The following is a 26135-nucleotide window of genomic DNA, read 5'->3' as shown; positions in this document are numbered from 1 at the left end:
GTAACTGAGGGGAAATGTGAAATATAGTTTTTATAATTTCCTGGTTCGGACAAGATTAAGACCTGATACGGCAGGGCTGCTCTGCGGCAGTTTAAGAACAGGGGCACAGAGGCCCCCGTCGTGTTATGGCATTTTAATCGACTGCTTCTCTTCGAGTAATTTCTCGACCACGCCAGGATCGGCGAGGGTTGAGGTATCACCAAGATTACTGGTATCCCCGGCGGCGATTTTGCGCAGAATACGGCGCATGATTTTGCCGGAGCGGGTTTTGGGTAAGGAGTCCGTCCAGTGCAGCACATCCGGGGTGGCTATCGGGCCGATCTCTTTACGCACCCAGTTACGCACTTCGGTATACAGTTCTGGTGACGGCTCTTCACCGTGGTTAAGCGTAATGTAGGCATAAATTGCCTGGCCTTTCAGCCCGTGCGGGATGCCGACCACCGCCGCTTCTGCAATCAGCGGGTGCGACACCAGGGCTGATTCGATCTCCGCAGTACCCAGACGGTGGCCGGAGACATTGAGCACATCATCGACGCGTCCGGTGATCCAGTAATAGCCCTCTTCATCACGGCGTGCGCCGTCGCCGCTGAAGTACATATTTTTAAAGGTAGAGAAGTAGGTCTGCTCAAAGCGCTCGTGATCGCCATACAGGGTTCGTGCCTGGCCTGGCCAGGAGTCGACAATCACCAGGTTACCTTCTGTGGCTCCTTCCAGGGCGTTGCCCTCATTGTCGACCAGCGCAGGCTGCACGCCAAAGAACGGGTTAGTGGCCGAGCCGGGTTTCAGCGCTGTCGCTCCCGGAAGCGGGGTGATCATAAAGCCGCCGGTTTCCGTCTGCCACCAGGTGTCCACGATTGGGCAGCGGCCGTTGCCGATTTTTTTATGGAACCACTCCCAGGCTTCCGGATTTATCGGCTCACCTACGGATCCGAGAATACGCAGGCTGGAGCGGTCGGTGCCTTCAATCGCTTTGTCGCCTTCGGCCATCAGCGCGCGTACCGCCGTCGGGGCGGTATACAGAATGGTGACCTTGTGCTTATCCACGACCTCCGCCATACGGCTCGGTTTTGGCCAGTTCGGCACGCCTTCAAACATCAGGGTGGTGGCACCACAGGCCAGCGGGCCATACAGCAGATAGCTGTGCCCGGTGACCCAGCCAACGTCGGCGGTACACCAGTAGACATCGTCCGGATGATAGTCGAATACGTACTTGAAGGTGGTTGCCGCATAGACAAGGTAGCCTCCGGTGGTATGCAGCACGCCTTTCGGCTTCCCGGTGGAACCGGAGGTATAAAGGATAAACAGCGGGTCTTCCGCCCCCACTTCTTCCGGCTGATGATGGGCGCTGGCTTTATTCACCAGCTCGTGCCACCACAGATCACGATCGTTTTTCCAGCCCACGTCTTTCCCGGTGCGGCGGAAGACTACCACGTTGCCGACGCTGGTGACGTTGGGGTTATTCAACGCATCATCCACATTTTTCTTCAGCGGAATGGCGCGTCCGGCACGAATGCCTTCATCGGCGGTGATCACCAGACGGGCGTTACAGTCGATAATGCGTCCGGCCACGGCTTCAGGGGAGAAGCCACCAAAGATCACCGTATGCACGGCGCCAATGCGCGCGCAGGCCAGCATGGCGACGGCGGCTTCCGGCACCATCGGCATATAAATAGCCACGACATCGCCTTTGCTGATGCCCAGCTCTTTTAAGGTATTAGCAAAGCGGCAGACGTCACGATGCAGTTCACGATAGGTGATGGTTTTGCTTTCGCTACTGTCATCCCCTTCCCAGATAATGGCCGGGTGATCGCCACGGGTGGCCAGATGGCGGTCAAGACAGTTTGCCGCCAGGTTTAGCGTGCCGTCCTCAAACCAGCGGATAGAGACATTGCCGGGGGCGAAGGAGGTGTTTTTCACGATGGTAAAAGGCTTAATCCAGTCCAGGATTTTGCCTTGTTCACCCCAGAAGGCATCGGGGTCCTGTACCGACTGCTGGTACATCGACGAATACTGCTGGGGTGCGATCAATGTATTTTCCGCAATGTTCGCGGGAACCGGGTAGGTATGTGACTGGCTCATAGCTGGCCTCCTTGAAGATTGTTAATAATATGTCAATCAAAGGTTAAGTGAAGATGTTGGTTTGGCTTTGTTTTCTTTTTGCGCGGCAGATCACGCCATAACCTAATCTGATGGATCCGAACGCCCTGACGGCGTTAAAGATATTCATTTTGCGCAATAATCGTTGAGATACGCACGACAAGTCGCACAAAAAAGGCGCAGATAGACCATTTTGTTTCTGCGGGGTAATACGCTGTTTATGCATAGTGATGCTGTGATTGACTGAAATATTTCTATTTATTACAAAGGGTTATTATACAGGGCGAGCAGGCAGGGCTTTATCCTGTCCAGGGGGGATTAATTAGCCGCATCTCTGGCGGGGTTGCATTTAGGGCGTTGAAAATGGTACTGATTACGCGCCTGTAAATCAGGTATCAACCATCCATTACCTGCGAATTGCCCGATCCCGGTCAGCCTCCCTTGAGTGTTATTCACTCCGCATACCACACGCGGAAAGCAGGTTTTGTTAAGGAAACAGACACGTTATGAAAGCCGTAAAATTCAGCCTTGCATGGCAAATACTGATTGCACTGGTTCTCGGCATCGCCGCGGGTGCGATACTGCATAACCAGCCGGAAAATCGTGAATGGTTAGTCACCAACGTTCTCAGCCCGGCGGGTGATATCTTTATTCACCTGATCAAAATGATCGTCGTACCTATCGTTATTTCTACACTGATTGTCGGTATCGCCGGCGTAGGTGATGCCAAAAAACTCGGACGCATCGGTGTTAAAACCATCGTCTATTTTGAAGTGATTACCACCATTGCCATTGTGACAGGTATTACTCTGGCGAACGTGTTTCAACCCGGCTCCGGCATTGATATGTCGACGCTGGCAACGGTGGACATCTCTCAGTATGAAGCCACAACGGCAGAGGTTCAGGGGCAGCCACACAGTCTGGTGAGCACCATCCTGTCGCTGATCCCGCAGAATATTTTTGCGGCGATCGCCAAAGGCGACATGCTGCCCATTATCTTCTTCTCCGTGCTGTTTGGCCTGGGCCTCTCTTCCCTGCCGTCGGAACACCGTGACCCACTGGTGAAAGTGTTCCGTTCAACGTCAGAAGCGATGTTCAAAGTCACCAATATGATCATGCGCTATGCGCCGGTCGGGGTGTTTGCGCTGATCTCGGTGACCGTGGCGAACTTCGGCTTTGCCTCACTCTGGCCGCTGGCGAAGCTGGTGATCCTGGTTTACGTGGCGATCCTGTTCTTCGCGCTGGTGGTTCTCGGTGCGGTGGCCCGCTTCTGCAAGCTGCGTATCACCACCCTGATCCGCATTCTGAAGGATGAACTGATCCTCTCTTACTCTACCGCCAGCTCGGAAACCGTGCTGCCGCGTATAATGGAGAAGATGGAAGCCTACGGCGCGCCGAAAGCGATCACCAGCTTTGTGGTGCCGACCGGCTACTCGTTTAATCTGGACGGTTCCACGCTCTATCAGAGTATTGCCGCCATCTTTATCGCCCAGCTGTACGGTATTGACCTCTCTCTGGGGCAGGAAATCGTGCTGGTGCTGACGCTGATGGTCACTTCGAAAGGGATTGCCGGCGTGCCGGGCGTCTCCTTTGTGGTGCTGCTGGCCACACTGGGCAGCGTGGGCATCCCGCTGGAAGGTCTGGCGTTTATCGCCGGTGTTGACCGTATCCTCGATATGGCGCGTACCGCGCTGAACGTGGTGGGTAATGCACTGGCGGTGCTGGTGATTGCCAAGTGGGAAGACCAGTTCGATGCCAAACAGGCCCAGGCCTATGAGGCACAGCTAAAGGCGCAGCCTACAGCGTAATCCTCCTGCGGGCTGGCAGTTCTGATTGCCAGCCCGATCCCTTTCCGGTCAACGCCTTCCTTTATTCCTCTTTGCTAAAGCCCCCTGCTGACCTTCCCGCCTCTGGCTGGCCTGAATAAAGGTGTATTGCCAGTATCATAAATTTTCTCTGAAGAATAATACCCTGCTAAAAAAGAGGCAGTTTTGCTGACGCCGGCCACGTGTTTGCCACCAGGGCACTGACGCCAATGTGGCTGGCTTTGTCGCCCCGATCACGCTATTTGCGTAAACCCGGCTAAAGATCCCTGGTTTCGCGCCGAAAATATAAAAAAACGTTACTAATATTCCCTGGTACAACTCCCGTTGATCCATTCAAGGATTTAACCCATGCGCAATAACTTGCCCGTTACGCAGCAGGAATATGAGTTCGGCGATGACGCCACGCTCATGTCGACCACCGATACCCGCAGCTATATCACCTATGCCAATGATGCCTTTATTGAGGTCAGCGGTTTTACGCCGGAGGAAACCAACGGCCAGCCCCATAATATGGTGCGCCACCCGGACATGCCGCCGGAAGCCTTTGCCGATATGTGGGCAACGCTGAAAAAAGGGGAACCCTGGACGGCACTGGTCAAAAACCGTCGCAAAGATGGCGATCACTACTGGGTACGTGCCAACGCGATCCCGGTGGTACGCAATGGCAATGTGCAGGGTTACATGTCGGTGCGCACCAAACCCGGTGAGGAAGAAATCCGCGCAACGGAACGTCTGTACCAGGATTTTCGTAACGGGAAAGCAAAAGGTCAGCGCTTCCATAAGGGGCTGATTGTCCGTACCGGCCTGATGAGCTGGCGGTCACTGTTTAAAACTCTGCCGCTGCGCTGGCGTATCCGCTCGGCGCTGCTGGCGGTATTACCGCTGGCCACGCTGGGCGTCTGGGGGCTGGGTCTGAGCCATACCGCGCTGGGTCTGTTTGCTGCAGGGATGGCGCTGCTGCTGCTGCTGGCATCGGCCTGGCTGGAAATGCAGGTCTCCCGGCCGATTGAGCGGGTCTGCCAGCAGGCGCTGCGCGTCGCCACCGGTGCCGATCATAAAGTGGAACAGATGGATCGGGTTGATGAGGTAGGGACGACACTGCGGGCTATTGGTCAACTGGGGCTGATGTTCCGCTGGCTGGTTGATGATGTCAGCGGGCAGGCCATCAATGTACTCAGCGCCAGCGACGCCATTGCCCAGGGCAACAGCGAGTTGAGCCGCCGCACGGAGCAGGCTGCGGCTAACGTCCAGCAGACGGCTGCGACAATGAACGAAATGACCGCCACGGTGAAGAGTAATACCGAGACCGCCGCAGAGGTTAACAGCCTGTCGATCAGTACCAGCAAGGCTGCCGTTCAGGGCGGGGAAGCGATGGCTGATATGGTGAAAATGATGGCTGAAATTACCGACAGTTCGAAGCAAATCGCCAACATCACCAGCGTGATTGACGGCATCGCCTTCCAGACCAATATCCTTGCGCTGAATGCGGCAGTGGAAGCCGCCCGTGCAGGAGAACAGGGGAAAGGGTTTGCCGTGGTAGCGGGAGAAGTACGCAGCCTGGCCCAGCGCAGCGCGAAAGCCGCCAGTGAGATCAAAATGCTGGTAGAGAGCAGCGCCGGTAAGGTCAAATCCGGCACGCTGCATGTGAATGAGGCGGGTAAAACCATGGAAAGCATTGTTTCTCAGGTGCAGAACGTCACGTCACTGATCGCCGAGATCAGTGCGGCCACTGCGCAACAGGCCACGGCCATCGGTGAGATCAGCCTGGCGGTGGAAGATCTCGACAATATCACCCATCAGAACGCCGCGAAGGTGGAAGAGGGCGCGCAGGCCTCCGGCCGGATGACGCGGCAGGCGACGCGACTGGTTGAGGCCATCAGCGTCTTCCGTTAACCGCGCTGATGCCTGACCGCGTAAAAGGTCAGCCACGCCATCAGGTGGTGACGGTAAGGGCCGGCCGTACCGGTGAAAGTGATGATTTTCGCAGGGGCGACCTTTTTTTCCGGTCGCCCCTTTTTTTGCTAGGATGGTTCTCCATCCCGCCGTGAGAACGCCATGACAGCCACCCTCGACTTTTCCTTTGCGCACCGTCCGCTGATCCCCTACGCGCACGACTATCGTCACGGCGATGTTGAACCGCAGCATCATCATAACTGCGCGCAACTGGTGCATACGCTGACCGGTGTCGTCAGGGTGGAGACGGTGCTGGGGCACTGGATTGTACCGCCGGGTCGCGGCGTATGGCTGCCGGCCGGGGTGAAACATGCACTGCAGATGACCGGGGAGGTGGCGGCACGCACGCTCTTTGTCGATCCGCTGGCCCGTGCCGATTTGCCGGCCAGCTGTCAGGTGGTGCAGATTTCACCGCTGCTGCGCGAGCTGATCGTCAGCGCGCTGGATCTGCCTGAAGCTTACAGGCCCGCCAGCCGGGCCGAGCGCATCTATGAACTGATCCTTGATGAAATCCGCGTGATGACGGAGCTCCCCTTCAGCCTGCCGGAACCGCAGAGCGAGGCGCTGCTGGGCCTGTGCCGGGCGCTGCGCGCGGCACCGGGAGAGAGCTGGACGCTGGAAAACAGCGCCCGCCGGGTCAACGTCAGCAGCCGTACGCTCGCCCGGCGTTTTTATCAGGAGACGGGTCTGCAGTTCAGTGACTGGGTCAGACGCGCCAGGCTGATGGAAGCCCTGACGCGCCTGGCGCGGGGGGATTCAGTGCTGGCGGTGTCGCTGGAGCTGGGCTATGAAAGCCAGAGCGCCTTCAGCGCGATGTTCCGCCGCATCCTGGGTGTCGCCCCCAGCGACTACTTCCCGGCTGGCTGATGCTGCGCCACGGCGTTCAGTAGCGCCTGCAAAGAGGCCCGTGACACATCGCTGTCGATACCCACGCCCCAGGCGCTGCGATTGCCGGGGAAGATGCAGCGCAGATAGGTGACGGACCGGCTGTCGCTGCGCTGGCCGAGGGTGTGCTCGTGATAATCCTGAATGGTAAACGCGATGTCCAGCGACTGGCGCAGCGCATCTGCCGCCGCCGACAACAGGCCGTTGCCACGCCCGCTGATGGTGTCATACCGATCGCCCTGGCGGATGCCCGCCTCGAAGCGTAACGCCCCCTGGCTGTCGCTTTCGCTGCGGTACTCGCCCAGTTGCAACGTCGGGGCTTCAATGCCGTACACCCGACGAAACAGCTGCCAGATGGCCGCCTGGGTCATTTCACGATTTTCCGCATCGGCCACCTGCTGCACCTGCTGGCTGAAATCCTGCTGCAGGGCGCGCGGCAGGGCCAGGCCGTGATTCTGTTCAATCATCCACGCTGCACCACTTTTTCCTGACTGGCTGTTGACGCGGATCACCGCCTCATAGCTGCAACCGATGTCCGCCGGATCCAGGGGCAGATAGGGGACTTCCCAGCGACTGTCCTGCTGCTGCTGACGGGCGGCAAACCCTTTTTTAATCGCATCCTGGTGGGAACCGGAAAAAGCCGTAAAGACCAGCTCTCCGGCGTAAGGATGGCGGGGATGAACCGGCAGTTGGTTACACTGTTCCACCACGTCGACGACCTGCTTCATCTGGCTGAAGTTAAGCTGCGGATCGATGCCCTGGGTGTAGAAGTTAAGCGCCATGGTCACCAGATCGACGTTACCCGTGCGTTCCCCGTTGCCGAACAGGCAGCCTTCCACCCGGTCAGCCCCTGCCAGCAGTGCCAGTTCGGCGGCAGCAATACCGGTACCGCGATCGTTATGCGGATGTACGCTAATACAGACCTGCGGGCGACGGGAAAAGTGACGACAGAAGTATTCGATCTGATCGGCATAGACGTTAGGCGTACTCACCTCGACCGTCGCGGGCAGATTAATGATCATCGGCCGCAGCGCACAGGGCTCCCAGACGGCCGCCACGGCCTCACAGATCTCCAGGGCGAAATCGGCCTCGGTGAAGCAGAAGGTTTCCGGCGAATACTCAAAGGTCCAGTGAGTCTGCGGCTGCTCTTCGCAGCGCTGGCGAATGAGTCGCGTGGCGTTAACGGCCAGTTCGATAATCTGCTCACGACTCTGGCGAAACACCAGACGACGAAATACCGGTGCCGTGGCGTTATACAGGTGGATACAGGCCTGTTTTGCCCCCTCCAGCGCCACAAACGTGCGATCGATCAGATCGGCTCGGGCCTGGGTCAGCACCTGGATAGTCACATCATCAGGGATCATCCGCTCTTCGATCAGCTCACGCACAAAGTTGAAGTCAGTCTGTGACGCCGAGGGAAACGCCACCTCAATCTCCCTGAATCCACACTGGAGCAGCAGCTGCCAGAATGCTTTCTTACGTGCCGCATCCATCGGTTCTGCCAGCGACTGATTGCCGTCGCGCAGGTCAGTTGAGAGCCAGCGTGGCGCGCTCTTCAGCGTACGGCCTGGCCACTGGCGATCGGTCAGCGTGACGGGAGGAAACGGGTGATATTTGTCGGCGGGTTGCTGCAGCATCGGTCAGGCTCCTTGTTGGGTGAAGCCCTATACTGCAATGACGATGCCGCTTCTGGCTGGCGCAAAACTGACAACCGTGTATGAAAAAGTGACAACTGAAGATGAAAAAAAAGGAGCAAAAGGGAAAACCCTGCTCCTTTTACGCCCTGGTGTTGGCGTGGGTATGACGGGTGACACTGAGACTGGAAAGGGCACTGAAGATCAACGCCTTTTCAGGTTGTGATACGTATGATGGAAATCGGTAAGCGGCTGTTCTGTTGTACCGTCTTATCATCCACATTGAGTTATAAACTTATTTTTGTCTTCCCGCAGTTCATTTAATAGCAAATTGTGATTGATACTACAATTTCATTATGGCTGATCGGCTGTGGTTAATATGTATTAAAATATTACACAGCAGTAAGTTTTCTTTATTATCATTGTGATAGCCTGTTTTTCCTGACTGTGCCATGTTGCAGGTAAAAATCACCCGGCCTATTTTCAGTGTTGGCCCATACTGTAAATAAGAAATATCGCAACTATGTTGGATCGATTAAGGTTTTATTAATATATGAACCAGTAACCATTATTTTATGTGGATGAGGAGCACGAATGAGTCAGTTTTTTATGAATCAAAAACAGCATGTAGTGAACGACGCGATTGAGGGCATTTTGCTCAGTTCCCCGCACCATAATCTTGGCCGTTTATCGCTGGGGCCGCAGATGCGTGTGGTGGTCCGCAAGGACTGGGATAAGTCGCGCGTCGCCCTGATTTCAGGCGGCGGTTCGGGGCATGAGCCAGCCCATATCGGCTTTGTCGGTCAGGGGATGCTGACGGCGGCAGTGTGTGGCGATATCTTCGCGTCACCCAGCGTGGATGCTGTGCTGCATGCCATTATCAACGTCACCGGAGACGCCGGCTGCCTGTTGATCGTAAAAAACTATACCGGCGACCGCCTTAACTTTGGTCTGGCGGCGGAGAAAGCCCGGGGCCTGGGTTATAAGGTGGAAATGGTGATGGTGCGCGACGATATTGCACTGCCGGAAAACCCGCAGCCACGGGGCATTGCCGGAACGGCTCTGGTGCATAAAGTTGCCGGCTACGCCGCCGAACAGGGGCAGACTCTGGCGCAGGTGGCCGCCGTGGCACAGCAGGCCTGTGACGCGACGTCATCTATCGGGCTGGCGTTCACCACCTGCCACGTTCCGGGCGAGACACGTGATGACCATCGCGTACCGGAGGGAGGAAGTGAGTTGGGTATGGGGATCCACGGTGAGCCGGGTGCATCGACACTGAAAACCCAGAACAGCGCGGAGATTGTGGCAGAGCTGGTGTCGCGTCTGACGGCGAAAAAAATCGCGGGCCCCCTCGCCCTGATGGTTAACAATCTGGGCGGCTTTTCGGCGCTGGAGATGGCAGTAGTGGTGCGTGAAGCGCTGCATTCCGCGCTGGGCCAGCAGGTGAAACTGCTGATTGGTCCGGCGACGCTGGTCAGTGCGCTGGATATGAAAGGGTTTTCCCTGTCGGTGATGCAGCTGGATGCGGAACGCGAGACGGCCCTGCTGGCCCCGGTACAGGTCAGCGGCTGGAGCCCGGCGTTCGCGCCGTTCTCTGCGGCGGAAATCCCGGCGAAAACGGCCGCGCAGCTGCAGTCCGTCACCCCGTCTGATAACCCGACGGCGGCAGCGATAGTGAAGACGATATGCCAGACGCTGATCGGTCTGGAGAGTGAGCTTAACCAGCTGGATGCGAAAGTGGGTGACGGGGATACCGGATCGACCTTTGCCGCGGGTGCCCGTAGCGTACTGGACGCCAGTGAGGCCCACGCGCTGCCGCTCAACCAGCCGCATGCGCTGCTGACGGTGGTGGGGGAAAAGCTGGCCACCGTCATGGGCGGATCCAGTGGGGTGCTGATGTCGATTATGTTTACCGCCGCCGGACAGCAGCTGGCCGCTGGCGCATCGCTGGCAGAGGCACTGAACGCAGGCCTGGCGCGGATGCAGCACTACGGCGGAGCGCAGGTCGGGGATCGCACGATGATCGATGCTTTACACCCCGCCTTTGCCGCGCTGCTTAACGGGGACGACCTGACCCGCGTTGCGGCGGCGGCCAGGGAAGGGGCCGACAGCACCAGCACCATGCGCAGCGCTCGCGCCGGCCGATCGTCCTACCTTAATCAGGAAAGCCTGGACGGTGTGAAAGATCCGGGTGCCTGTGCCGTCGAGAAGGTGTTTGCCGCGCTGGCCGTGGCTCACCAGCCGTAGCCGCAGGGGAACGGGGCGACCGAAAAAAGGTCACCCCCTGCCGTTCATTGCCGGGGCTGACCTTCTTTTCGGGTCAGTCCCCGACGTCCAGCGCCTGCTCGAAGCTGCGCAGACGCTTGTAGATCGACATCAGTTCCACCAGTGTGGTCCAGGCGTTAATCAGATACTGGAACGCGCCGCGCACCTGATCGAAGACGTTAGTGATTTGCGTCAGCAGGCCGAGCGTGATGGCGCCTGTCACAATAGAGGGAAACAGCACAAAGATGCTGAATACCGCGTCCAGCTGCAGATAGAAAATGCGCGCGATATTAAAGTAGAGATAGTGAAAATAGAGGCGGAAGTAGTTTTTGCGCACGCTGAAAAACAGCTCGCGAACCTTTGGCGGGCTGGCGCGATCCGCATTATCCTCCCCATACACCAGCTCCTTACGATAGGCTGCCTCCACCCGCTGATTACGGAATGACAGTCCCGGGAGCTTAATCCCCACCAGCGCCAGCAGCCCGGTGCCGAACAGTGACCAGACCACCGCCGCAATCACCAGCGCATAGGGCACCTGCCCGAGGATCGGCACTGTCTTCACGTGTACCGATAGCGCCACCAGTACCGGCAGGAAGGCAATCAGCGTCATCAGCGCCTCAATCAGCCTGACGCCCATATCTTCCAGGGTCGAGGCAAAGCGCATCGTATCCTCCTGCACGCGCTGGGCGGCCCCTTCGATATGGCGCAGTCGCGACCAGTGCGCCATATAATAGCTGTTCATCGCCGTACGCCAGCGGAAGACATAATGGCTGATAAAAAACAGATTCAGCACGTCAATCACCACGGCAATCAGCGCGATGCTGAGGAAGCCGTTGACCTGAGTATAAAACGCCGAAATTTTGATGGTATTCGGATGCGCCATGGCCTTCTGTATCAGGTCGTAGAAGGGTTCGTACCAGCTGTTGATCGCGACCCCCACCTGCACGGAAAACCAGGTCACGAAGATGATCAGCGCGCTGCCCAGAATGGACCAGCGCTGCCAGGGATGGGGACTGAGGAAAAACCAGAATCCGGCAAACAGCAGCGTGGCCAGCAGATAGTAGCTATAGAAGCCCAACTCGCCAGGAGAGATAAACCGCAGGGCGTTATTGGGCAATGCGCCCGACGGCAGCCACGAAAGGTGCATCATCAGGTGAGCCAGCCTGCTGTCGGCATAGGCAAACCAGAACACCACCGCGAACAGACTCCAGAGCACCACGCTGCTGAAAAACAGCCCGGGCCTGGGGAAAAATGATTTAAACATAGGCACTCCGCTGTTAATGTCCGCTGGTTATACCGCGATTAACAGTGAGTAATCTCGTTACGGTTGTATCTATTAATGTCGGTATAAACATCTTTTATATTTTCTGGTTATTTGTGCCGTTAATTTTCCCGTAATCTTTATTTTGTGGAAGTGGAAGGACAAATTTCCCTGCAAACTGACGCCATTAAGGGCGTAAAGATAAAAATTTACGCTGAATATCTTTTTAAGCCTGGCCGACAACCGTTAATGAACTGGCGCAAGCGGATGGAAATTGCTTGAACAGGCTGATGTTTTAGGTTTATACCCGTGTGGTTTGACCACATTTACAGACAAGGATCCTGCCGCTTTCGGGTGGCGCGGGCGGGTTATTTTGCGCCAGTTAAGGGCGTATGCAGCGCTGAACGTCTTTTCTTCAATGGAAAAGGAGCGTCAGCGCCTGGGTGAAAATAATAATGAATGAAAACTCGGATGTAATGTACCGGCTGCTGGTACAAAGCGTAGTCGATTACGCAATCTATATGCTTACGCCTGACGGGACGGTGGCTAACTGGAATCCGGGCGCGCAGCGTGCCAAAGGCTATTTACCGACTGAAATTGTTGGCAAGAATTTTAGCTGTTTTTACAGTGAAGAGGACCGGCTGCAGGGAGCGCCGCAGAAGGGGCTGGCGATCGCGTTTGATCGCGGACGCTATGAGACCGAGGGCTGGCGCTACCGCAAAGATGGCTCGGCCTTCTGGGCGCACGTGGTCATTGATGCCGTCAGGGATGATGAGGGCCGGCTGATCGGCTATGCGAAAGTGACGCGCGACTGTACCGAACAGCGCCGGATGCAGCATGAACAGTTTGAACGTGAGCAGACCTTTCGCGTGCTGGTGGAAGGGGTGCAGGACTACGCGATCTATATGCTGGATCCGCGCGGCAGCGTTATGAACTGGAACGCCGGTGCGCGCCGCGCCAAAGGCTACACTGCTGAGGAGATCGTCGGTAAGCACTTTTCCTGCTTCTACAGCGCTCAGGACAGGTTGCTGCAGCTGCCGGAAAGCAATCTGGCGGTTGCCAGCCGCACCGGGCGTTTTGAAGATTATGGCTGGCGATACCGTAAAGATGGCAGCGCCTTCTGGGCGCATGTGGTGATCGACGCGATCCGTAACGACGAGGATCGGCTGATTGGTTTTGCCAAGATCACCCGCGACTGTACTGAAGTGCGTGAGTATGAGCAGCAGATCCTGCGATCGCGGGATCTGGCCGAGCAGAACAGCGCTAAAATGGCCTCGCTGTCGACGTTCCTCGACACCATTATTGCCAATATTCCCTCCTGCGTGATTGTGGAGGATGTTGTTTCACGCGAGATCCTGTTGATCAACAACAAAGCCGAACAGCTGCTCGGCGGGACGCAGCGCGATTTTATCGGCAAGCGCGGGCCGGAGTGCATGACTGCCGAAATGGGCGAATACTTTATGCAGCTCTCCGATGCCGCGCAGCGCAGAGAGGGAATGCAGCGCAATGAGCGGTTGTTGATGACGCCGGGCGGCGAGCGGATTATTAACGCCAGCGCCTCGATCATCCGGGGTAACGATGAGCATCATAACTATGTGCTGCTGATTGCCGATGATGTCACCGACCAGCGGGCGGCAGATGCACAAATTCATCATATGGCTCATCACGATAATCTCACCAGTCTGCCGAACCGCGTCCTGTTCAACCAGCGCCTGACTCAGGCGCTGCGGGAAGATCGCGATGCGCGCCGCAAAACGGCCACGATGGGGCTGGATCTGGATAACTTTAAAAACGTCAATGATGCCCTGGGCCACCAGACGGGCGACGATCTGCTGCGTTCCGTTGCGGTGCGCCTGCGGGGGGTTCTGCGTGATCAGGATACGCTGGCACGCAGCGGTGGTGACGAGTTCTCCATTGTTCTGCCGGGGCTGACACACCGGCAGGAGGCCGAAGCGGTTGCCTGCCGCCTGATCGAAACCATTCGTCCTCCGTTCAGTGTTGACGGGCATAACCTGTCGGTGGGGCTGAGTATTGGCATCGCCATCGCCGACAGCGGCATGGCCACGCCCGATGAGCTGTTACGCTGTGCGGATATGGCGCTGTACGAAGCCAAACGTAACGGTCGTAACCGTTATGAACATTTTACTGAGCGGATGGGGGACATCGCGCAGAAGCGCCGGGCCATCGAAAACGATCTGCGTGAGGCGCTCACCAGCCGCCAGCTGAGATTGTATTATCAGCCTATCACCAACCATCAGCACCGGGAGATCATCGGCTATGAGGCCCTGATGCGCTGGCTGCACCCGGAAAGGGGCATCATCATGCCAGTTGATTTTATTCCCATTGCCGAAGAGACCGGGCTGATCCACAGCCTGGGTGCCTATGCGCTGTATGAAGCCTGCCGTGAAGCGGCGACCTGGCCGGGCGAGCAGAGCGTGGCGGTAAACCTGTCCCCGCTGCAGTTTAAAAACAGCGCGCTGGTCTCGGTCGTCGAGGCCGCGCTGAAGGAGTCCGGCCTGGCCCCGCACCGGCTGGAAGTGGAGATCACCGAATCCGTGTTGCTGGATAACACCCTGGTCAATATCCATATTTTGCAAAATCTCAAGGCGCTGGGCATCCGTATTGCGCTGGATGACTTCGGCACCGGCTATTCGTCGCTGAGTTACCTGCGTTCCTTCCCGTTCGATAAAATCAAAATCGATAAGTCGTTTATCAACGACATGCACGACAGCCGCGAGGCACTGGCGATTATCCGCGCGATCACCGGGATGAGCCGTAGTCTGGATATTCAGATCACCGCCGAAGGGGTGGAGAGCAATGAGCAGTTTGAGCGGCTGAAGGAGGAGGGCTGCACGCTGTTCCAGGGGTACTATTTCGGCCGCCCGCAGCCGTCAGAGAACCGCCTGCAGGCGTTTTAACCTGCCCCGACAGGGCCGATCGCGATCCGTGACCGGCCCTGCCGGAGGTGGGGCAGGTAAATTGTTAATGAAATTGTGCCTTTTTGTTTCTATCCCCTCACACCTTATACGTATAACTGTTACAGTATGCGTCTCTGTTACCGGTAACAAAAAACCTCTAAACGCCGGAACACTAAACACCCCCTATAGAGAAGTGTGACGATAAAACCGTCCGTCCCCCCATTTTAGCGATCGCCCACGCGAACGTTTGAGAAGGCAATGCCATGTCAGAGCAAAAAACAGGCAGTACCCGCAGGGATTTTCTGCTGAAAACCATCACCCTCGCCCCGGCGATGGCAATAGGTTCCGCCGGCCTGGGTTCACTGGCCGCCGTCGCGCCCGCCGTGGCGAAAGAGGCGGCTGCCAGCGGCCCGCAGCAGGCGCGTGAGTATCAGCCCACCTGGTTTACCCCGGAAGAGTACGCCTTTGTGCAGGCAGCAGTCGCCCGGCTGATCCCCGCCGATGAGCGTGGCCCCGGCGCGCTGGAAGCTGGCGTACCCGAATACATCGACCGCCAGATGAACACGCCCTACGCCACGGGCAGCAACTGGTATATGCAGGGGCCATTCCATCCGGATGCCGATAAAGCCCTGGGTTATCAGCTGCCACTGACGCCGCGTGATATCTACCGGCTTGGCCTGGCCGATGCCGATGCGCTGGCAAAGCAGCAGCACGGTAAGCTGTTCGCACAGTTAAGCAGCGACCAGCAGGACGCCTTTTTACAGGCCCTGGAAGCGGGCAGCGTGACGCTGCCCCAGCTCCCGGCGAAAACCTTCTTTTCCTTCCTGTTACAGAACACCCGCGAAGGCTTTTTCAGTGACCCGATCCACGGGGGCAATCAGGGGCTGGTCGGCTGGCAGCTGATCAACTTCCCGGGCGCACGCGCCGACTTTATGGACTGGGTGGAACGCGGGGAGCGTTACACGCTGCCGCCGGTATCAATTCGCGGGGAAAGAAGCTAATCATGGCTAACGAACAGAAAAAAGTGGATGCAGTGATCGTCGGTTTCGGCTGGGCCGGGGCGATCATGGCGAAAGAGCTGACCGAAGCGGGTCTGAACGTAGTGGCGCTGGAGCGCGGCCCGCACCGGGATACCTATCCTGACGGCGCTTATCCACAGGTGATTGACGAGCTGACCTATAACATCCGTAAAAAGCTGTTCCAGGATCTGTCAAAAAGCACCGTCACCATCCGTCATAACGCTGCGCAGACTGCACAGCCCTATCGTCAGCTGGCCGCGTTCCTGCCGGGTACCGGCACTGGCGGCGCGGGCCTGCACTGGTCGGGCGTGCATTTCCGCGTTGACCCGATGGAACTGCGGATGCGCAGCCACTATGAAGAGCGCTACGGCAAAAATTTCATCCCGGAAGGCATGACCATTCAGGACTTCGGCGTGACCTATGACGAGCTGGAGCCGTTCTTCGACCAGGCCGAGAAGGTATTCGGCACCTCCGGTTCGGCATGGAGTGTGAAGGGCAAAGTGGTCGGCCAGGGCGGCAAAGGTAACCCGTTTGCCCCGGACCGTTCCAGCCCGTTCCCGCTGCCCGCGCAGAAGCGCACCTGGTCAGCGCAGCTGTTCGCCCAGGCGGCGGAGAGCATCGGCTATCACCCTTACGATCTGCCGTCGGCCAATACCTCCGGCCCGTACACCAACACCTACGGCGCGCAGATGGGGCCGTGCAACTTCTGCGGCTACTGCAGCGGCTATGCCTGCTACATGTATTCCAAAGCCTCACCAAACGTCAACATTCTGCCTGCGCTGCGCCAGGAGGCAAAGTTTGAACTGCGCAACAACGCACACGTCCTGCGGGTGAACCTGACCGACGATAAAAAGCGTGCCACCGGGGTCACTTATGTCGATGCGCTGGGTCGTGAGCAGGTACAGCCCGCGGATCTGGTGATCCTGTCGGCCTTCCAGTTCCACAACGTTCACCTGATGCTGCTGTCCGGCATTGGTAAACCGTACGATCCGGTGACCAACGAAGGCACCGTCGGGCGTAACTTTGCCTACCAGAATATCTCCACCATTAAAGCCTTCTTCGGTAAGGATGTGTTCACCAATAACTTTATCGGGGCGGGGGGGGCCGGTGTGGGCGTGGACGACTTCAACGCCGACAACTTTGACCATGCGAAATACGGTTTTGTCGGCGGCTCCCCGATGTGGGTGAATCAGGCGGGTGTGAAACCAATCTCCGGGCTGCCAACGCCGCCGGGAACGCCAAACTGGGGCAGCAAATGGAAAGCGGCGGTGGCCGATCATTACACCCATCATGTGTCGATGGATGCCCACGGTGCCCACCAGTCTTACCGCAATAACTACCTCGACCTGGATCCCAACTATAAGGATGTCCACGGTCAGCCACTGCTGCGTATGACCTTCGACTGGCAGGATAACGACATTAAAATGTCGCAGTTTATGCACGGACGTATGCACAAGATTGCCGAAGCGATGAATCCAAAGCTCATCAGCGGCGCGCCAAAAATGCCGGGCACGCATTTCGATACTACCGTGTATCAGACCACGCATATGAACGGTGGGGCGATCATGGGTGAAGATCCAAAAACCAGCGCCATTAACCGTTATCTGCAGAGCTGGGATGTGCCGAACGTGTTTGTTCCCGGTGCTTCGGCGTTCCCGCAGGGGCTGGGTTACAACCCGACCGGTATGGTCGCCGCGCTCACCTACTGGTCAGCAAAAGCGATCCGCGAACAGTACCTGAAAAACCCGGGTCCACTGGTGCAGGCATAAGGATAAACAGATGAAAAAGTTACTTCTTATTGCCCTGCTGCCGGGCATGATGGCACTGAACGCCCTGGCGGCAGACGGTGCGGATGCGCAGATAGCGCGCGGCGAGTACCTGGCGCGCGCCGGGGACTGTGTGGCCTGCCATACCAAAGCCGGCGGTGAGCCGTTTGCCGGTGGTCTGCCGATGGCGACACCCATCGGCACCCTGTACTCCACCAATATCACGCCGGATAAGCAGAGCGGAATTGGCGGGTACAGTTACGACGACTTCCAGAAAGCGGTACGCCACGGCGTGGCGAAAAATGGCGATACGCTTTACCCGGCGATGCCTTACCCCTCTTACGCCGTGGTCAGCGATGAGGATATGCAGGCACTGTATGCCTACTTTATGCACGGCGTGAAGCCGGTGGCGCAGGCCAATCAGGAAAGTGATATCCCCTGGCCGCTGTCGATGCGCTGGCCGCTGGCGATCTGGCGCGGGGTGTTTGCCCCGGACGTAAAAGCCTTCCAGCCGGTGCAAGGTCAGGATCCGGTGCTGGCGCGCGGTCAGTATCTGGTGGAAGGGCTGGGGCACTGCGGGGCCTGCCATACGCCACGCAGCATCACCATGCAGGAAAAAGCGCTGAACAACGACGAGGGCAGCGACTTCCTTTCCGGCAGCAACGCGCCGATTGACGGCTGGACCGCCAGCAACCTGCGCGGCGACGGGCGTGATGGTCTGGGACGCTGGAGCGAGGACGACCTGGTACAGTTCCTGCGGATGGGGCGCAACGATCATACGGCGGTCTTCGGCGGCATGACCGACGTGGTGCAGCACAGCCTGCAGCACCTGACCGCGGAAGATGCCACGGCGATTGCCCGCTATCTGAAGTCGCTGGGGGCGAAAGATCCGAACCAGGTGGGCTTCACGCCGGACGATACGGTGGCGAAAGCGCTGTGGAAAGGTGATGACAGTAAAACCGGTGCGTCGGTCTACGTGGACAGCTGCGCCGCCTGCCATAAAACGGACGGCAGCGGCTACGCGCGCTTCTTCCCGGAACTGCGCGGGAACCCGGTAGTGCTGGCATCCGATCCCACCTCGCTGATCCATATTGTGCTTAGTGGCGCGCAGCTGCCGGGCATGAAAGGCGCACCGACCGTCATCACCATGCCGGCCTTCGGCTGGCGGCTGAACGACCAGCAGGTAGCGGACGTGGTGAACTTTATCCGCACCAGCTGGGGCAATACCGCAACGTCCACGGTGTCCGCCAGCGATGTGGCTGAGGTGCGTAAGGATGAGGCCGTGGTGCATCAGCAGGGGAATGCCGACGTGGAGAAGCTGACGCCGTAACGGGCGGATGTTCCGGCCGCCTTACAGGCGGTCTTGAAGGGGGACGGCAATCGCGCCGCCCCCTTCACCCCCTCGTGCCGACGTCCCGTCGGCTCGTCCTGGAAATCATCGCTTCTTCGGCGCAGTTTCAACGTTAAAACCCAAACCAAAAACCTGAGATATGACAAACAGAAAAAGGCCTTTGTCTTTTGTCTATTGTCTTATGATCTGGTTTTTGACCTTTAAGCGGCGTTAAGCCTCGCTGAGGAAGAGCAGTGAGCCAGGACGAACGGCCAGGAGGGCGGTGAGAGTGAGTGCAGCACAGGGATGTGCGTCACGAGCGGTCAGTACGGCGAACGAAGCTGACGAGGGCACCCGCGAAAAGCGGGCGGTGCGCCAGCCGCAAGCGCGGATGCCTAAGGCCGGGGCGACTGCCGGCCTTAGGTCGCTTCGCCTGCGCAGCAGGAAAGCGAAATGCTGTTGACCTGGGGCGTTTCGCCTGCGCAGCAGGAAAGCGAAATGCTTTTAACCGCTGTGGCTCCGGCCAAACCCCGGTTCACCGCAGCGGAAAGAAAGCCGCCAGCGGTCACTGCCCGTAATATGCCCCCGCTCCATGCTTGCGCAGATAGTGCTTATCCAGCAGCACCTGCTGCATATCCTGCATGCCTGGCGTCAGCTGGCGCGAGAAAATCCCCATGTAGGCAATCTCTTCCAGCACCACCGCATTGTGCACGGCGTTGTCGGCAGTGCTGCCCCACGCAAACGGTCCGTGGGCGTTGACCAGCACCGCCGGGATCGCCGTCGGGCTGATGCCGCGCGAACGGAAGGTGTCGATAATCACCTCGCCGGTGTTATGTTCGTAATCGTCAGCGATCTCCTGCGGCGTCATCAGGCGCGTACAGGGTATGGTGCCGTAGAAATAGTCGGCGTGTGTGGTGCCCCAGGCCGGCAGATCCAACCCGGCCTGCGCCCAGATGGTGGCGTGGCGTGAATGGGTATGGACAATGCCCCCGATATCGGCAAACGCCCGGTACAGCGCCAGATGCGTGGCGGTGTCGGACGACGGCTTTTTGCTGCCCTCAACGGTGCGGCCGGTTTCCAGCTCCACCACCACGATATCGTCCACGGTCATGCCGTCATACTCCACCCCGGACGGTTTGATCGCCACCAGCCCGCTGCTGCGGTCAATGGCACTGACGTTACCCCAGGTGAAGGTCACCAGACGGTGACGCGGCAGCGCCAGGTTAGCCTCGAACACCTGCTGTTTCAGCGTAGTTAAGCTCACTGTAAGCCTCCTTCCTGCATTTTTTGTTCAATCCAGCGCCGGGCCTGCACAATCTCGGTCACCGGCTCCTCGGCTTTCTCGGTCCACATCTCAATCAGAAACGCCCCGCGATAGTTAAGCGCTTTCAGCGTGCGGAACACGCCGACAAAGTCGACACAGCCATCGCCAAACGGCACGTCGCGGAACTGCCCCGGAGAACTGGCGGTGACGGGCTGCGTGTCTTTCAGGTGGATGGCGGCAATGCGGTCAATGCCCATCGCCAGCTCGGCGGCAACGTCGTTGCCCCAGGCGCTCAGGTTGCCGACATCGGGATAGACGGTGAACCACGGCGAGGCCTGCTGCTTATCCCAGAGCTTCCACTTGCTAATGGCATTCATAAATTCGGTGTCCATAATCTCCACCGCCAGCATTACCTGCGCGGCGGCGGCGCGGTCGACTGCCCAGGCCAGCCCTTCGGCAAAACGGGCCACCGTTCCTTCGTCGTGCGGTTCGTAGTAAACGTCGTAACCCGCCAGCTGGATGGTGCGGATGCCGACGTCTTTCGCCAACTGGATAGCCTGCTCCATCAGGCTGTACGCCTGCTGGCGTATCTCCGGATCGCGGCTGCCAAACGGAAAACGGCGGTGACCGGACAGGCACATTGACGGGATGCTGACCCCGGTTTCCATCATCGCGTTGACCAGCGACAGACGCTGCTCTTTGCTCCACTGTAAGCGCGACAGGCGCAGATCGGTTTCATCTACCGACATCTCAACGAAGTCGAAGCCGCAGGCTTTCGCCAGGGCCAGACGTTCCGGCCAGCTCAGATGAGAAGGCAGGGCTTTTTCATAAATTCCCAGCGGGTGTTGGCGCATGGTTAGTGTCCCCAGATGTTGGCAATGGCCTGATGGAAGTCGGCAGCCGTCGCCAGCCCGTCGGCACTTTCGCTGAGCGCCCGGCCAACGATAAACGCCTTCACGTCGATGTCCCTGAACTGCGGCAGTTCATCAGGTGTTATGCCGCCGGTGACCGACAGCGCAAAGCCCAAATCAGACAGCGCTTTCATCGCGTCCAGATCCTGCGGGCTCCACTGCTGGCCGCTGGCCTGCGCATCGCGGCCGCGGTGGTAGATGGCCTGTTTCAGCCCCAGTTCACGCCAGCGGCGGGCATCCTCCAGTGTCCAGTGACCGAACAGCTCAATCTGAATATCGCCCTGGTGCTGCCGGGCGACCTCCAGCGCGCTGGCAAAGGTGGCCAGCGGCGCACTGCAGATCACCGTCATCCAGTTTGCCCCGGCTTCAAAGGCCAGTTTTGCCAGCGTGGCCCCGGCGTCGGCCACTTTGAAATCGGCCACCAGCGTTTTACCCGGGAGCAGCTGGCGCAGCTGGCGCACGGCATCAATTCCGGTGCTTAAGCAGAGAAGGGTGCCCGCTTCGACAATATCGACCTGATGGTGCAGGCGCTGCGCCGTCTCCAGGGCGGCATCCAGCCGGGTGTGGTCGAGCGCCAGCTGCAACCGGGGAACAGGGGAATGACTCATGCGGTAACTCCTTGTACGGCGATCAGTGCCGTGATTAGCTGCTGATAACGCTGATATTTTTTTTGATACAGCGCGTGACGCCCGGCGTCCGGCTGATAGCTGACGATGGCCGGTTGCAGCGCCTGCTGCGCCGCTTGCAGCGAGGCACAGGCCCCGGTACCGGTCATTGCCGCCAGTGCCGCCCCCAGGCAGCCGCTCTCTTCAATCTGTGGGATCTCGACCGGCAGGCCGCTGGCATCGGCAAACATCTGCATCCACTCGGCGGAACGCGTTGGGCCGCCGCTCAGCCGCAGGGCGATGACCTGCGGGAAGCGTGTCAGAATGCGGTTCAGGTGGGTGAGGTGCGAGAACACCACGCCTTCGTAGATCGCCTGTACCAGGTGGCCGCGCTGGTGGCCTGCCTGCAGACCAAAGAAGCTGCCGTGCAGGTCGCCCCCGGCGTTACAGCCGTAGAGGAACGGCAGGAACAGCAGTGAGCTTTGCGCAGGGGGCAGGGCGGCGACCCACTGATTCAGCTGTGCATAGTCATCCATTCCCCACTGCTGGCAGAACCACTCCAGGTTGGCCGCCGAGGTCGGGCTGGCTTCGTGAATAATGTACTGACCGTCAATGGCGTAGCGGCCGTAGACAAACGGGTGGCCGGTCTCGTCGCTGATGCGGTCGGTGATGCCGCTGGTCACGGACCAGGTGCCCATCACCGCATTCAGCCGGGTGTCATCGTGCAGTCCGGCGCACAGCGCGGTAGAAACCACGTCGAACAGCCCGCCTACCACCGGTGTGCCCTCGCGCAGTCCGCACAGGGCAGCGGCCTCTGCGGTCACCTGTCCGGCGATGGCCGTTGACCCGACGATCGGCGGCAGGGCCGGAAGAATGTCACCGATACCGAGCGTGTCAGCCAGCGCGGCAGACCAGCCGCCCTGCTGCATGTCGTAGAGATTAGATTCGGAAATATTGGTTTCTTCGCAGGCCAGTTCCCCGGTCAGGCAGTAGCGCAGATAATCATGGGCCATCAGCACGCTGCCGATAGCCGCATAGCGCTGCGGCTCGTGCTCCTTCAGCCAGCGAAGCAGTGAGACCGGATGTCCGGTCCACAGCGTCTGCCGGGTGAGCGGGTAGAGCGTCTGCGGCATGCCGTCCCGCTGCCACTGCTGCACCAGCGCCAGCGCCCGGCGGTCAGAGGAGAGGATGCCGTTGCCCAGCGGCTGACGCTGTTTATCCAGCAGGAACAGACCTTTTCCCTGGGCGGATATGCCCACCCCGGCGACCTGGTTTGCCTGCAGCCCACTGCTTTTCATCACCTCCGCGATCACCCTGGCAGCCTGCTGCCAGAGCTGCGGCATATCGCGCTCGGCGCGGCCGGGTTCCGGTACCAGCACCGGCAGCGTCTGCCGGGATACCGCCCGTTCCCGGCCCTGAGCGTCATACAGACCGGCTTTAATAAAGGTGCCGCCGCAGTCCAGTCCTAACCAGTAGTGGCTCATGGTGCCTCCCTGTTCTGTGCATCACAGCGGGCGGGTAGCGTCAGCGCCAGCAGTGAGGCGATGGCCAGTGAAATCGCCAGGCTGTATACCCCGGCATCTTTGCTGTACGCGACAATCAGTACCCCGACCATATACGGCCCGCAGAAACCGCCGAGGTTGCCCAGGGCATTGATCACCCCCCGCGCGCCGCCGGCCACTTCGGCATTAAACAGGCGCGGAGGAATGCTCCAGAACACGCCAGCCGCCGACTGAATAAAGAACCCGCAGCCGACCAGCGCCGCGTAAGACCACCAGATATGCGCTTTCAGCAGTACCGACAGCGCCATGCACAGGGCGAAACCGGCCAGCGGCAGCGCGACGAACAGCTTGCGGCGGCCGGTGGCGTCTGACAGGGCAGAGAACAGGAACATGCCGACGATCGCGCAGACATAGGGCAGGATCGCCAGCAAGCCGACCTGTTCCAGATTGCCGTTGGTCAGCCCTTTCAGGATGGTGGGCAGCCACAGGGTGTAGCCGTAAATCCCGGTCTGGTAGAAAAAGTTCACCAGGATCAGCCGCCACATCACCGGCTCGCGCATCACCTGACGCAGCGAGGCTTTACGGGTGTTTTTGCCTTTGATCAGCAGCTGTTCATCGTGCAGGGTTGTGATCAGATACTGTTTTTCCGCCGGTGAGATCCACGTCGCCTCCTGCGGGCGGTTGCTGATGGTGAAGTGCCACAGCGCCATCACAAACAGCGACAGCACGCCCTCGACAAAGAACAGCATGCGCCAGTCCCAGGCGGTGATGATCCAGCCGGAGAGCGGAGCCGTCAGGATCCCGGCGATCGGCACAAACATGATCACAATGGCATTAGCGCGACCGCGTTCCGCATCCGGGAACCAGTTGCCGATCATCGTCAGCACCACCGGCAGCATCCCACCTTCGGATACCCCCAGCGCAAAGCGCAGCGCCAGCAGCTGATACTGGCTGGTGGCCAGGCCGGTCAGCAGGGAGATCACCGCCCAGGCCAGCAGCGACCAGCCGATAAACCGCTTGCCGTTGCCATACACCGCCAGCTTGCCGCCCGGCACCTGTAAGAACAGGTAGCCGATAAAGAAGATGCCGCCGGCCAGTCCGGCCATGGAGGCACTGATGCCGAGATCGGCATCCATCCCCCCCGGCATGGCAAAGGCAATGTTGACCCGATCCATGTAGGAGATAATGCAGGTGATCAGGATCGGCGGGATGATCCGCAGCCAGCGCAGGGCGGGGATCGGTTCCCGGACGATCGGGGTGGAAGTCAGGCTCATAGGGATCCTCTTTCAGTCAGCGAGATCGGCCGTGGGGATCTTCACCACCACCTTGCGAATGGCCTCGGGAGCGTCCAGCGCACAGTTCGGGCGATGGATATCCTGCGGGAAAAACACGGCAAAGTGGCCCGGCTGCATCAGAAGCAGGGTTTCATTCGGCACGTCGCGGTAAAAGATGATGTCGCGTTCGTCGTCATAAGGCAGGTGAACGGGCGGTTCGGTTTTTTCCGTGGCGACCCCCATCAGCTCGTTGCCGGACACCAGGTACTGCACATCGATAAAACGGCGGTGGGCCTCCGGGTAGTTATCACCGTGCGGGGCGGTATGCAGATCCAGCACCTGCACCTGCCAGCCGGTCTGGCTGTCCTGATAGCGACCGGCCGCCATGCCCGCCAGGTCGTGCGAGGCTAAGTACGCCAGGGCACGGGCAATCGCCGGCGGGTAGTGGCGGGCATCGGTATGGTTGATATGGCCAAAAATCATCGTCTCTGCTCCCGTTACAGCGCCTGAATACGTGCCCAGACGCGCTCATCAACCGGAATCCCCAGGCGCTGGTTCTCGGCGCGGATACCGGGGAATTTGTGGCCGGGCAGGCGGATGGCCTGCTGCTCGTCGGCGCGTTCGGCACCCGTGATCGATTCGCGGATGCGGGCCAGCTTGCTGTCGCGGGTCGCACCGTCGATCAGACGATCGACGTCGATAGCGATAAACACCTGAGAAATGCCAAATTCGTCACCGTTATCTTCGGTTACCTCTGTTACGGAAGCGCCGTTAGAGAGCAGGGTGGCGACCATATCCAGCACGATAGACAGGGCGGAGCCTTTCCAGTAACCCATGGGCAAAATGCGGCGATTGGCTTCGATTGTGGCGGGATCGCGGGTGTATTCCCCGTCATTATCAAAACCGCCGTCGACCGGCAGGGTGTTGCCCGCCAGGCGGTTCACTTCCAGCATCCCGTAGGAGAACATCGACATCGACATATCGACCATGGTGATGGGCTCACCCGGCACGGCGACGATCAGCGGGTTGGTCCCGATGGCGCAGTTTTTCGCGCCCCAAGGCGGCATCACCGCGATGGAGTTGGTCCAGCAGACGCCGATATAGCCCTTTTCTGCCGCCTGCCAGCCGTAACTGCCGCCGCGCATCCAGTGGTTGGCGTTACGTAGCGCCACCAGACCAATGCCGTGCCCGTCGGCCAGTTCAATGGCGCGATCCATCATGCTGCGGGCGGTGAGGTTACCGATGGCGCGGTGAGCGTCCCACTGTTCGATGGCCCCCAGAGAAAGGATCTTTTCCGCTTCGGCCTGAGGCACGATATGCCCCGCGTCCAGCTGCTGGATAAAGCGGGGAAAACGATTCACCCCGTGGGAGTAAACGCCGTTCTCGCTGGTGTCGGTGAACATCGTGGCGCAGCTTTCGGCTTTATCTGCCGGGACACCGCGTGCCAGTAACACCCGCAGGAACGCCTCTTTCAACTGCTGATAGCTGATTCTCATACTGCTGTTTCTCCCCGGAGGTGGCATTATTTCAATATATGGAATGTCGTTCCAAATAAATCCTATGCGCCTGGAGAGAACAAGTCAAAGAAATGAGGTGGTAATTTATCGTTATAAAACAAGTATATA

Annotated in this window: 20 protein-coding genes; 10 read left to right on the top strand and 10 right to left on the bottom strand. The window is 58.8% G+C overall.

Annotation, left to right across the window (positions count from 1 at the left end; genetic code table 11):
• Positions 1 to 123 precede the first annotated feature (123 nt).
• Positions 124 to 2079 (bottom strand): acetate--CoA ligase, encoded by a 1956-nt coding sequence (gene acs / locus EPE01S_RS18490; RefSeq protein WP_062748084.1) that lies wholly within the window; start codon positions 2077 to 2079, stop codon positions 124 to 126.
• Positions 2080 to 2603: 524 nt separating this feature from the next.
• On the opposite strand from acs, the gene gltP reads away from it, so the two are divergent.
• The 3 genes from gltP to EPE01S_RS18475 all read left to right on the top strand — a co-directional run bounded on the left by gltP (position 2604) and on the right by EPE01S_RS18475 (position 6743).
• Positions 2604 to 3905, top strand: a complete 1302-nt coding sequence (gene gltP / locus EPE01S_RS18485) for a glutamate/aspartate:proton symporter GltP (protein ID WP_062748081.1) — start codon at positions 2604 to 2606, stop codon at positions 3903 to 3905.
• 366 nt (positions 3906 to 4271) lie between these two features.
• Positions 4272 to 5816 (top strand): methyl-accepting chemotaxis protein, encoded by a 1545-nt coding sequence (locus EPE01S_RS18480; RefSeq protein WP_062748079.1) that lies wholly within the window; start codon positions 4272 to 4274, stop codon positions 5814 to 5816.
• Positions 5817 to 5978: 162 nt separating this feature from the next.
• Complete coding sequence (locus tag EPE01S_RS18475; protein ID WP_062748076.1) at positions 5979 to 6743, top strand: AraC family transcriptional regulator; 765 nt, start codon at positions 5979 to 5981, stop codon at positions 6741 to 6743.
• Here the strand turns inward: EPE01S_RS18475 and leuA are convergent.
• A complete protein-coding gene (gene leuA / locus EPE01S_RS18470) occupies positions 6725 to 8398 on the bottom strand; it encodes a 2-isopropylmalate synthase (protein WP_062748074.1) in 1674 nt (557 codons plus the stop codon). The genes EPE01S_RS18475 and leuA overlap by 19 nt on opposite strands.
• A 19-nt stretch (positions 8399 to 8417) precedes the next feature.
• On the opposite strand from leuA, the gene EPE01S_RS18465 reads away from it, so the two are divergent.
• Complete coding sequence (locus EPE01S_RS18465) at positions 8418 to 8621, top strand: hypothetical protein (protein WP_157076031.1); 204 nt, start codon at positions 8418 to 8420, stop codon at positions 8619 to 8621.
• A gap of 368 nt (positions 8622 to 8989) precedes the next feature.
• Complete coding sequence (locus EPE01S_RS18460) at positions 8990 to 10642, top strand: dihydroxyacetone kinase subunit DhaK (protein ID WP_062748070.1); 1653 nt, start codon at positions 8990 to 8992, stop codon at positions 10640 to 10642.
• Positions 10643 to 10715: 73 nt separating this feature from the next.
• Here EPE01S_RS18460 and sbmA read toward each other — a convergent pair whose 3' ends face one another.
• Positions 10716 to 11924: a peptide antibiotic transporter SbmA gene (sbmA, locus tag EPE01S_RS18455; RefSeq protein ID WP_062748068.1), complete on the bottom strand. Its 1209-nt coding sequence runs from the start codon at positions 11922 to 11924 to the stop codon at positions 10716 to 10718.
• 271 nt (positions 11925 to 12195) lie between these two features.
• Between sbmA and EPE01S_RS23505 the strand changes: the two genes are divergently transcribed.
• From EPE01S_RS23505 to EPE01S_RS18435, 5 genes are all read left to right on the top strand, one after another.
• Complete coding sequence (locus EPE01S_RS23505; RefSeq protein ID WP_137269818.1) at positions 12196 to 12384, top strand: hypothetical protein; 189 nt, start codon at positions 12196 to 12198, stop codon at positions 12382 to 12384.
• A complete protein-coding gene (locus tag EPE01S_RS18450) occupies positions 12377 to 14839 on the top strand; it encodes a sensor domain-containing protein (protein WP_062748066.1) in 2463 nt (820 codons plus the stop codon). The genes EPE01S_RS23505 and EPE01S_RS18450 overlap by 8 nt, the downstream gene beginning before the upstream one ends.
• Before the next feature lie 263 nt (positions 14840 to 15102).
• The gene (locus tag EPE01S_RS18445) at positions 15103 to 15840 is read left to right on the top strand and encodes a gluconate 2-dehydrogenase subunit 3 family protein (protein ID WP_062748064.1); all 738 of its coding nucleotides are present in this window, start codon (positions 15103 to 15105) and stop codon (positions 15838 to 15840) included.
• A gap of 2 nt (positions 15841 to 15842) precedes the next feature.
• Positions 15843 to 17627 (top strand): GMC family oxidoreductase, encoded by a 1785-nt coding sequence (locus EPE01S_RS18440; protein ID WP_062748062.1) that lies wholly within the window; start codon positions 15843 to 15845, stop codon positions 17625 to 17627.
• Positions 17628 to 17637: 10 nt separating this feature from the next.
• Positions 17638 to 18954, top strand: coding sequence for a cytochrome c (locus tag EPE01S_RS18435; protein ID WP_062748060.1), 1317 nt, complete (start codon positions 17638 to 17640; stop codon positions 18952 to 18954).
• Positions 18955 to 19519: 565 nt separating this feature from the next.
• On the opposite strand, the gene araD is transcribed toward EPE01S_RS18435, so the two are convergent.
• From araD to yiaK, 7 genes are read right to left on the bottom strand one after another with little or no spacing between them, the layout of a single operon-like run.
• Positions 19520 to 20218: an L-ribulose-5-phosphate 4-epimerase gene (gene araD / locus EPE01S_RS18430; protein ID WP_062748058.1), complete on the bottom strand. Its 699-nt coding sequence runs from the start codon at positions 20216 to 20218 to the stop codon at positions 19520 to 19522.
• The gene (locus EPE01S_RS18425) at positions 20215 to 21072 is read right to left on the bottom strand and encodes an L-ribulose-5-phosphate 3-epimerase (protein ID WP_062748056.1); all 858 of its coding nucleotides are present in this window, start codon (positions 21070 to 21072) and stop codon (positions 20215 to 20217) included. The genes araD and EPE01S_RS18425 overlap by 4 nt, the downstream gene beginning before the upstream one ends.
• A gap of 2 nt (positions 21073 to 21074) precedes the next feature.
• The gene (gene ulaD / locus EPE01S_RS18420; RefSeq protein WP_062748054.1) at positions 21075 to 21737 is read right to left on the bottom strand and encodes a 3-keto-L-gulonate-6-phosphate decarboxylase UlaD; all 663 of its coding nucleotides are present in this window, start codon (positions 21735 to 21737) and stop codon (positions 21075 to 21077) included.
• On the bottom strand, positions 21734 to 23218 hold the full coding sequence (locus tag EPE01S_RS18415; RefSeq protein WP_062748052.1) for an FGGY-family carbohydrate kinase: 1485 nt from the start codon (positions 23216 to 23218) through the stop codon (positions 21734 to 21736). Before EPE01S_RS18415 ends, ulaD begins: the two co-directional genes overlap by 4 nt.
• Positions 23215 to 24510, bottom strand: coding sequence for an MFS transporter (locus EPE01S_RS18410; protein WP_062748050.1), 1296 nt, complete (start codon positions 24508 to 24510; stop codon positions 23215 to 23217). Before EPE01S_RS18410 ends, EPE01S_RS18415 begins: the two co-directional genes overlap by 4 nt.
• Positions 24511 to 24522: 12 nt before the next feature.
• Positions 24523 to 24993 carry a NanQ anomerase/TabA/YiaL family protein gene (locus EPE01S_RS18405; RefSeq protein WP_062748048.1) on the bottom strand — a complete coding sequence of 157 codons (471 nt, stop codon included), beginning with the start codon at positions 24991 to 24993 and terminating at the stop codon, positions 24523 to 24525.
• Positions 24994 to 25007: 14 nt separating this feature from the next.
• On the bottom strand, positions 25008 to 26006 hold the full coding sequence (yiaK, locus tag EPE01S_RS18400) for a 3-dehydro-L-gulonate 2-dehydrogenase (protein ID WP_062748046.1): 999 nt from the start codon (positions 26004 to 26006) through the stop codon (positions 25008 to 25010).
• Positions 26007 to 26135 lie beyond the last annotated feature (129 nt).

This window comes from Erwinia persicina NBRC 102418 (genome assembly GCF_001571305.1).
Taxonomy (GTDB): Bacteria; Pseudomonadota; Gammaproteobacteria; order Enterobacterales; family Enterobacteriaceae; genus Erwinia; species Erwinia persicina.
This window is presented reverse-complemented; position numbering and strand designations above follow the sequence as displayed.

What these genes read in the sequence shown, in the direction of transcription:
- EPE01S_RS18440 (WP_062748062.1), top strand. Translation starts at nt 15,843, where the DNA reads ATGGCTAACGAACAGAAAAAAGTGGATGCAGTGATCGTCGGTTTCGGC.
- EPE01S_RS18410 (WP_062748050.1), bottom strand. Translation starts at nt 24,510, where the DNA reads ATGAGCCTGACTTCCACCCCGATCGTCCGGGAACCGATCCCCGCCCTG.
- gltP (WP_062748081.1), top strand. Translation starts at nt 2,604, where the DNA reads ATGAAAGCCGTAAAATTCAGCCTTGCATGGCAAATACTGATTGCACTG.
- yiaK (WP_062748046.1), bottom strand. Translation starts at nt 26,006, where the DNA reads ATGAGAATCAGCTATCAGCAGTTGAAAGAGGCGTTCCTGCGGGTGTTA.
- EPE01S_RS18425 (WP_062748056.1), bottom strand. Translation starts at nt 21,072, where the DNA reads ATGCGCCAACACCCGCTGGGAATTTATGAAAAAGCCCTGCCTTCTCAT.
- sbmA (WP_062748068.1), bottom strand. Translation starts at nt 11,924, where the DNA reads ATGTTTAAATCATTTTTCCCCAGGCCCGGGCTGTTTTTCAGCAGCGTG.
- EPE01S_RS18475 (WP_062748076.1), top strand. Translation starts at nt 5,979, where the DNA reads ATGACAGCCACCCTCGACTTTTCCTTTGCGCACCGTCCGCTGATCCCC.
- EPE01S_RS18450 (WP_062748066.1), top strand. Translation starts at nt 12,377, where the DNA reads ATGAATGAAAACTCGGATGTAATGTACCGGCTGCTGGTACAAAGCGTA.
- EPE01S_RS18435 (WP_062748060.1), top strand. Translation starts at nt 17,638, where the DNA reads ATGAAAAAGTTACTTCTTATTGCCCTGCTGCCGGGCATGATGGCACTG.
- EPE01S_RS18405 (WP_062748048.1), bottom strand. Translation starts at nt 24,993, where the DNA reads ATGATTTTTGGCCATATCAACCATACCGATGCCCGCCACTACCCGCCG.
- EPE01S_RS18460 (WP_062748070.1), top strand. Translation starts at nt 8,990, where the DNA reads ATGAGTCAGTTTTTTATGAATCAAAAACAGCATGTAGTGAACGACGCG.
- EPE01S_RS18415 (WP_062748052.1), bottom strand. Translation starts at nt 23,218, where the DNA reads ATGAGCCACTACTGGTTAGGACTGGACTGCGGCGGCACCTTTATTAAA.
- acs (WP_062748084.1), bottom strand. Translation starts at nt 2,079, where the DNA reads ATGAGCCAGTCACATACCTACCCGGTTCCCGCGAACATTGCGGAAAAT.
- leuA (WP_062748074.1), bottom strand. Translation starts at nt 8,398, where the DNA reads ATGCTGCAGCAACCCGCCGACAAATATCACCCGTTTCCTCCCGTCACG.
- ulaD (WP_062748054.1), bottom strand. Translation starts at nt 21,737, where the DNA reads ATGAGTCATTCCCCTGTTCCCCGGTTGCAGCTGGCGCTCGACCACACC.
- EPE01S_RS18445 (WP_062748064.1), top strand. Translation starts at nt 15,103, where the DNA reads ATGTCAGAGCAAAAAACAGGCAGTACCCGCAGGGATTTTCTGCTGAAA.
- EPE01S_RS18480 (WP_062748079.1), top strand. Translation starts at nt 4,272, where the DNA reads ATGCGCAATAACTTGCCCGTTACGCAGCAGGAATATGAGTTCGGCGAT.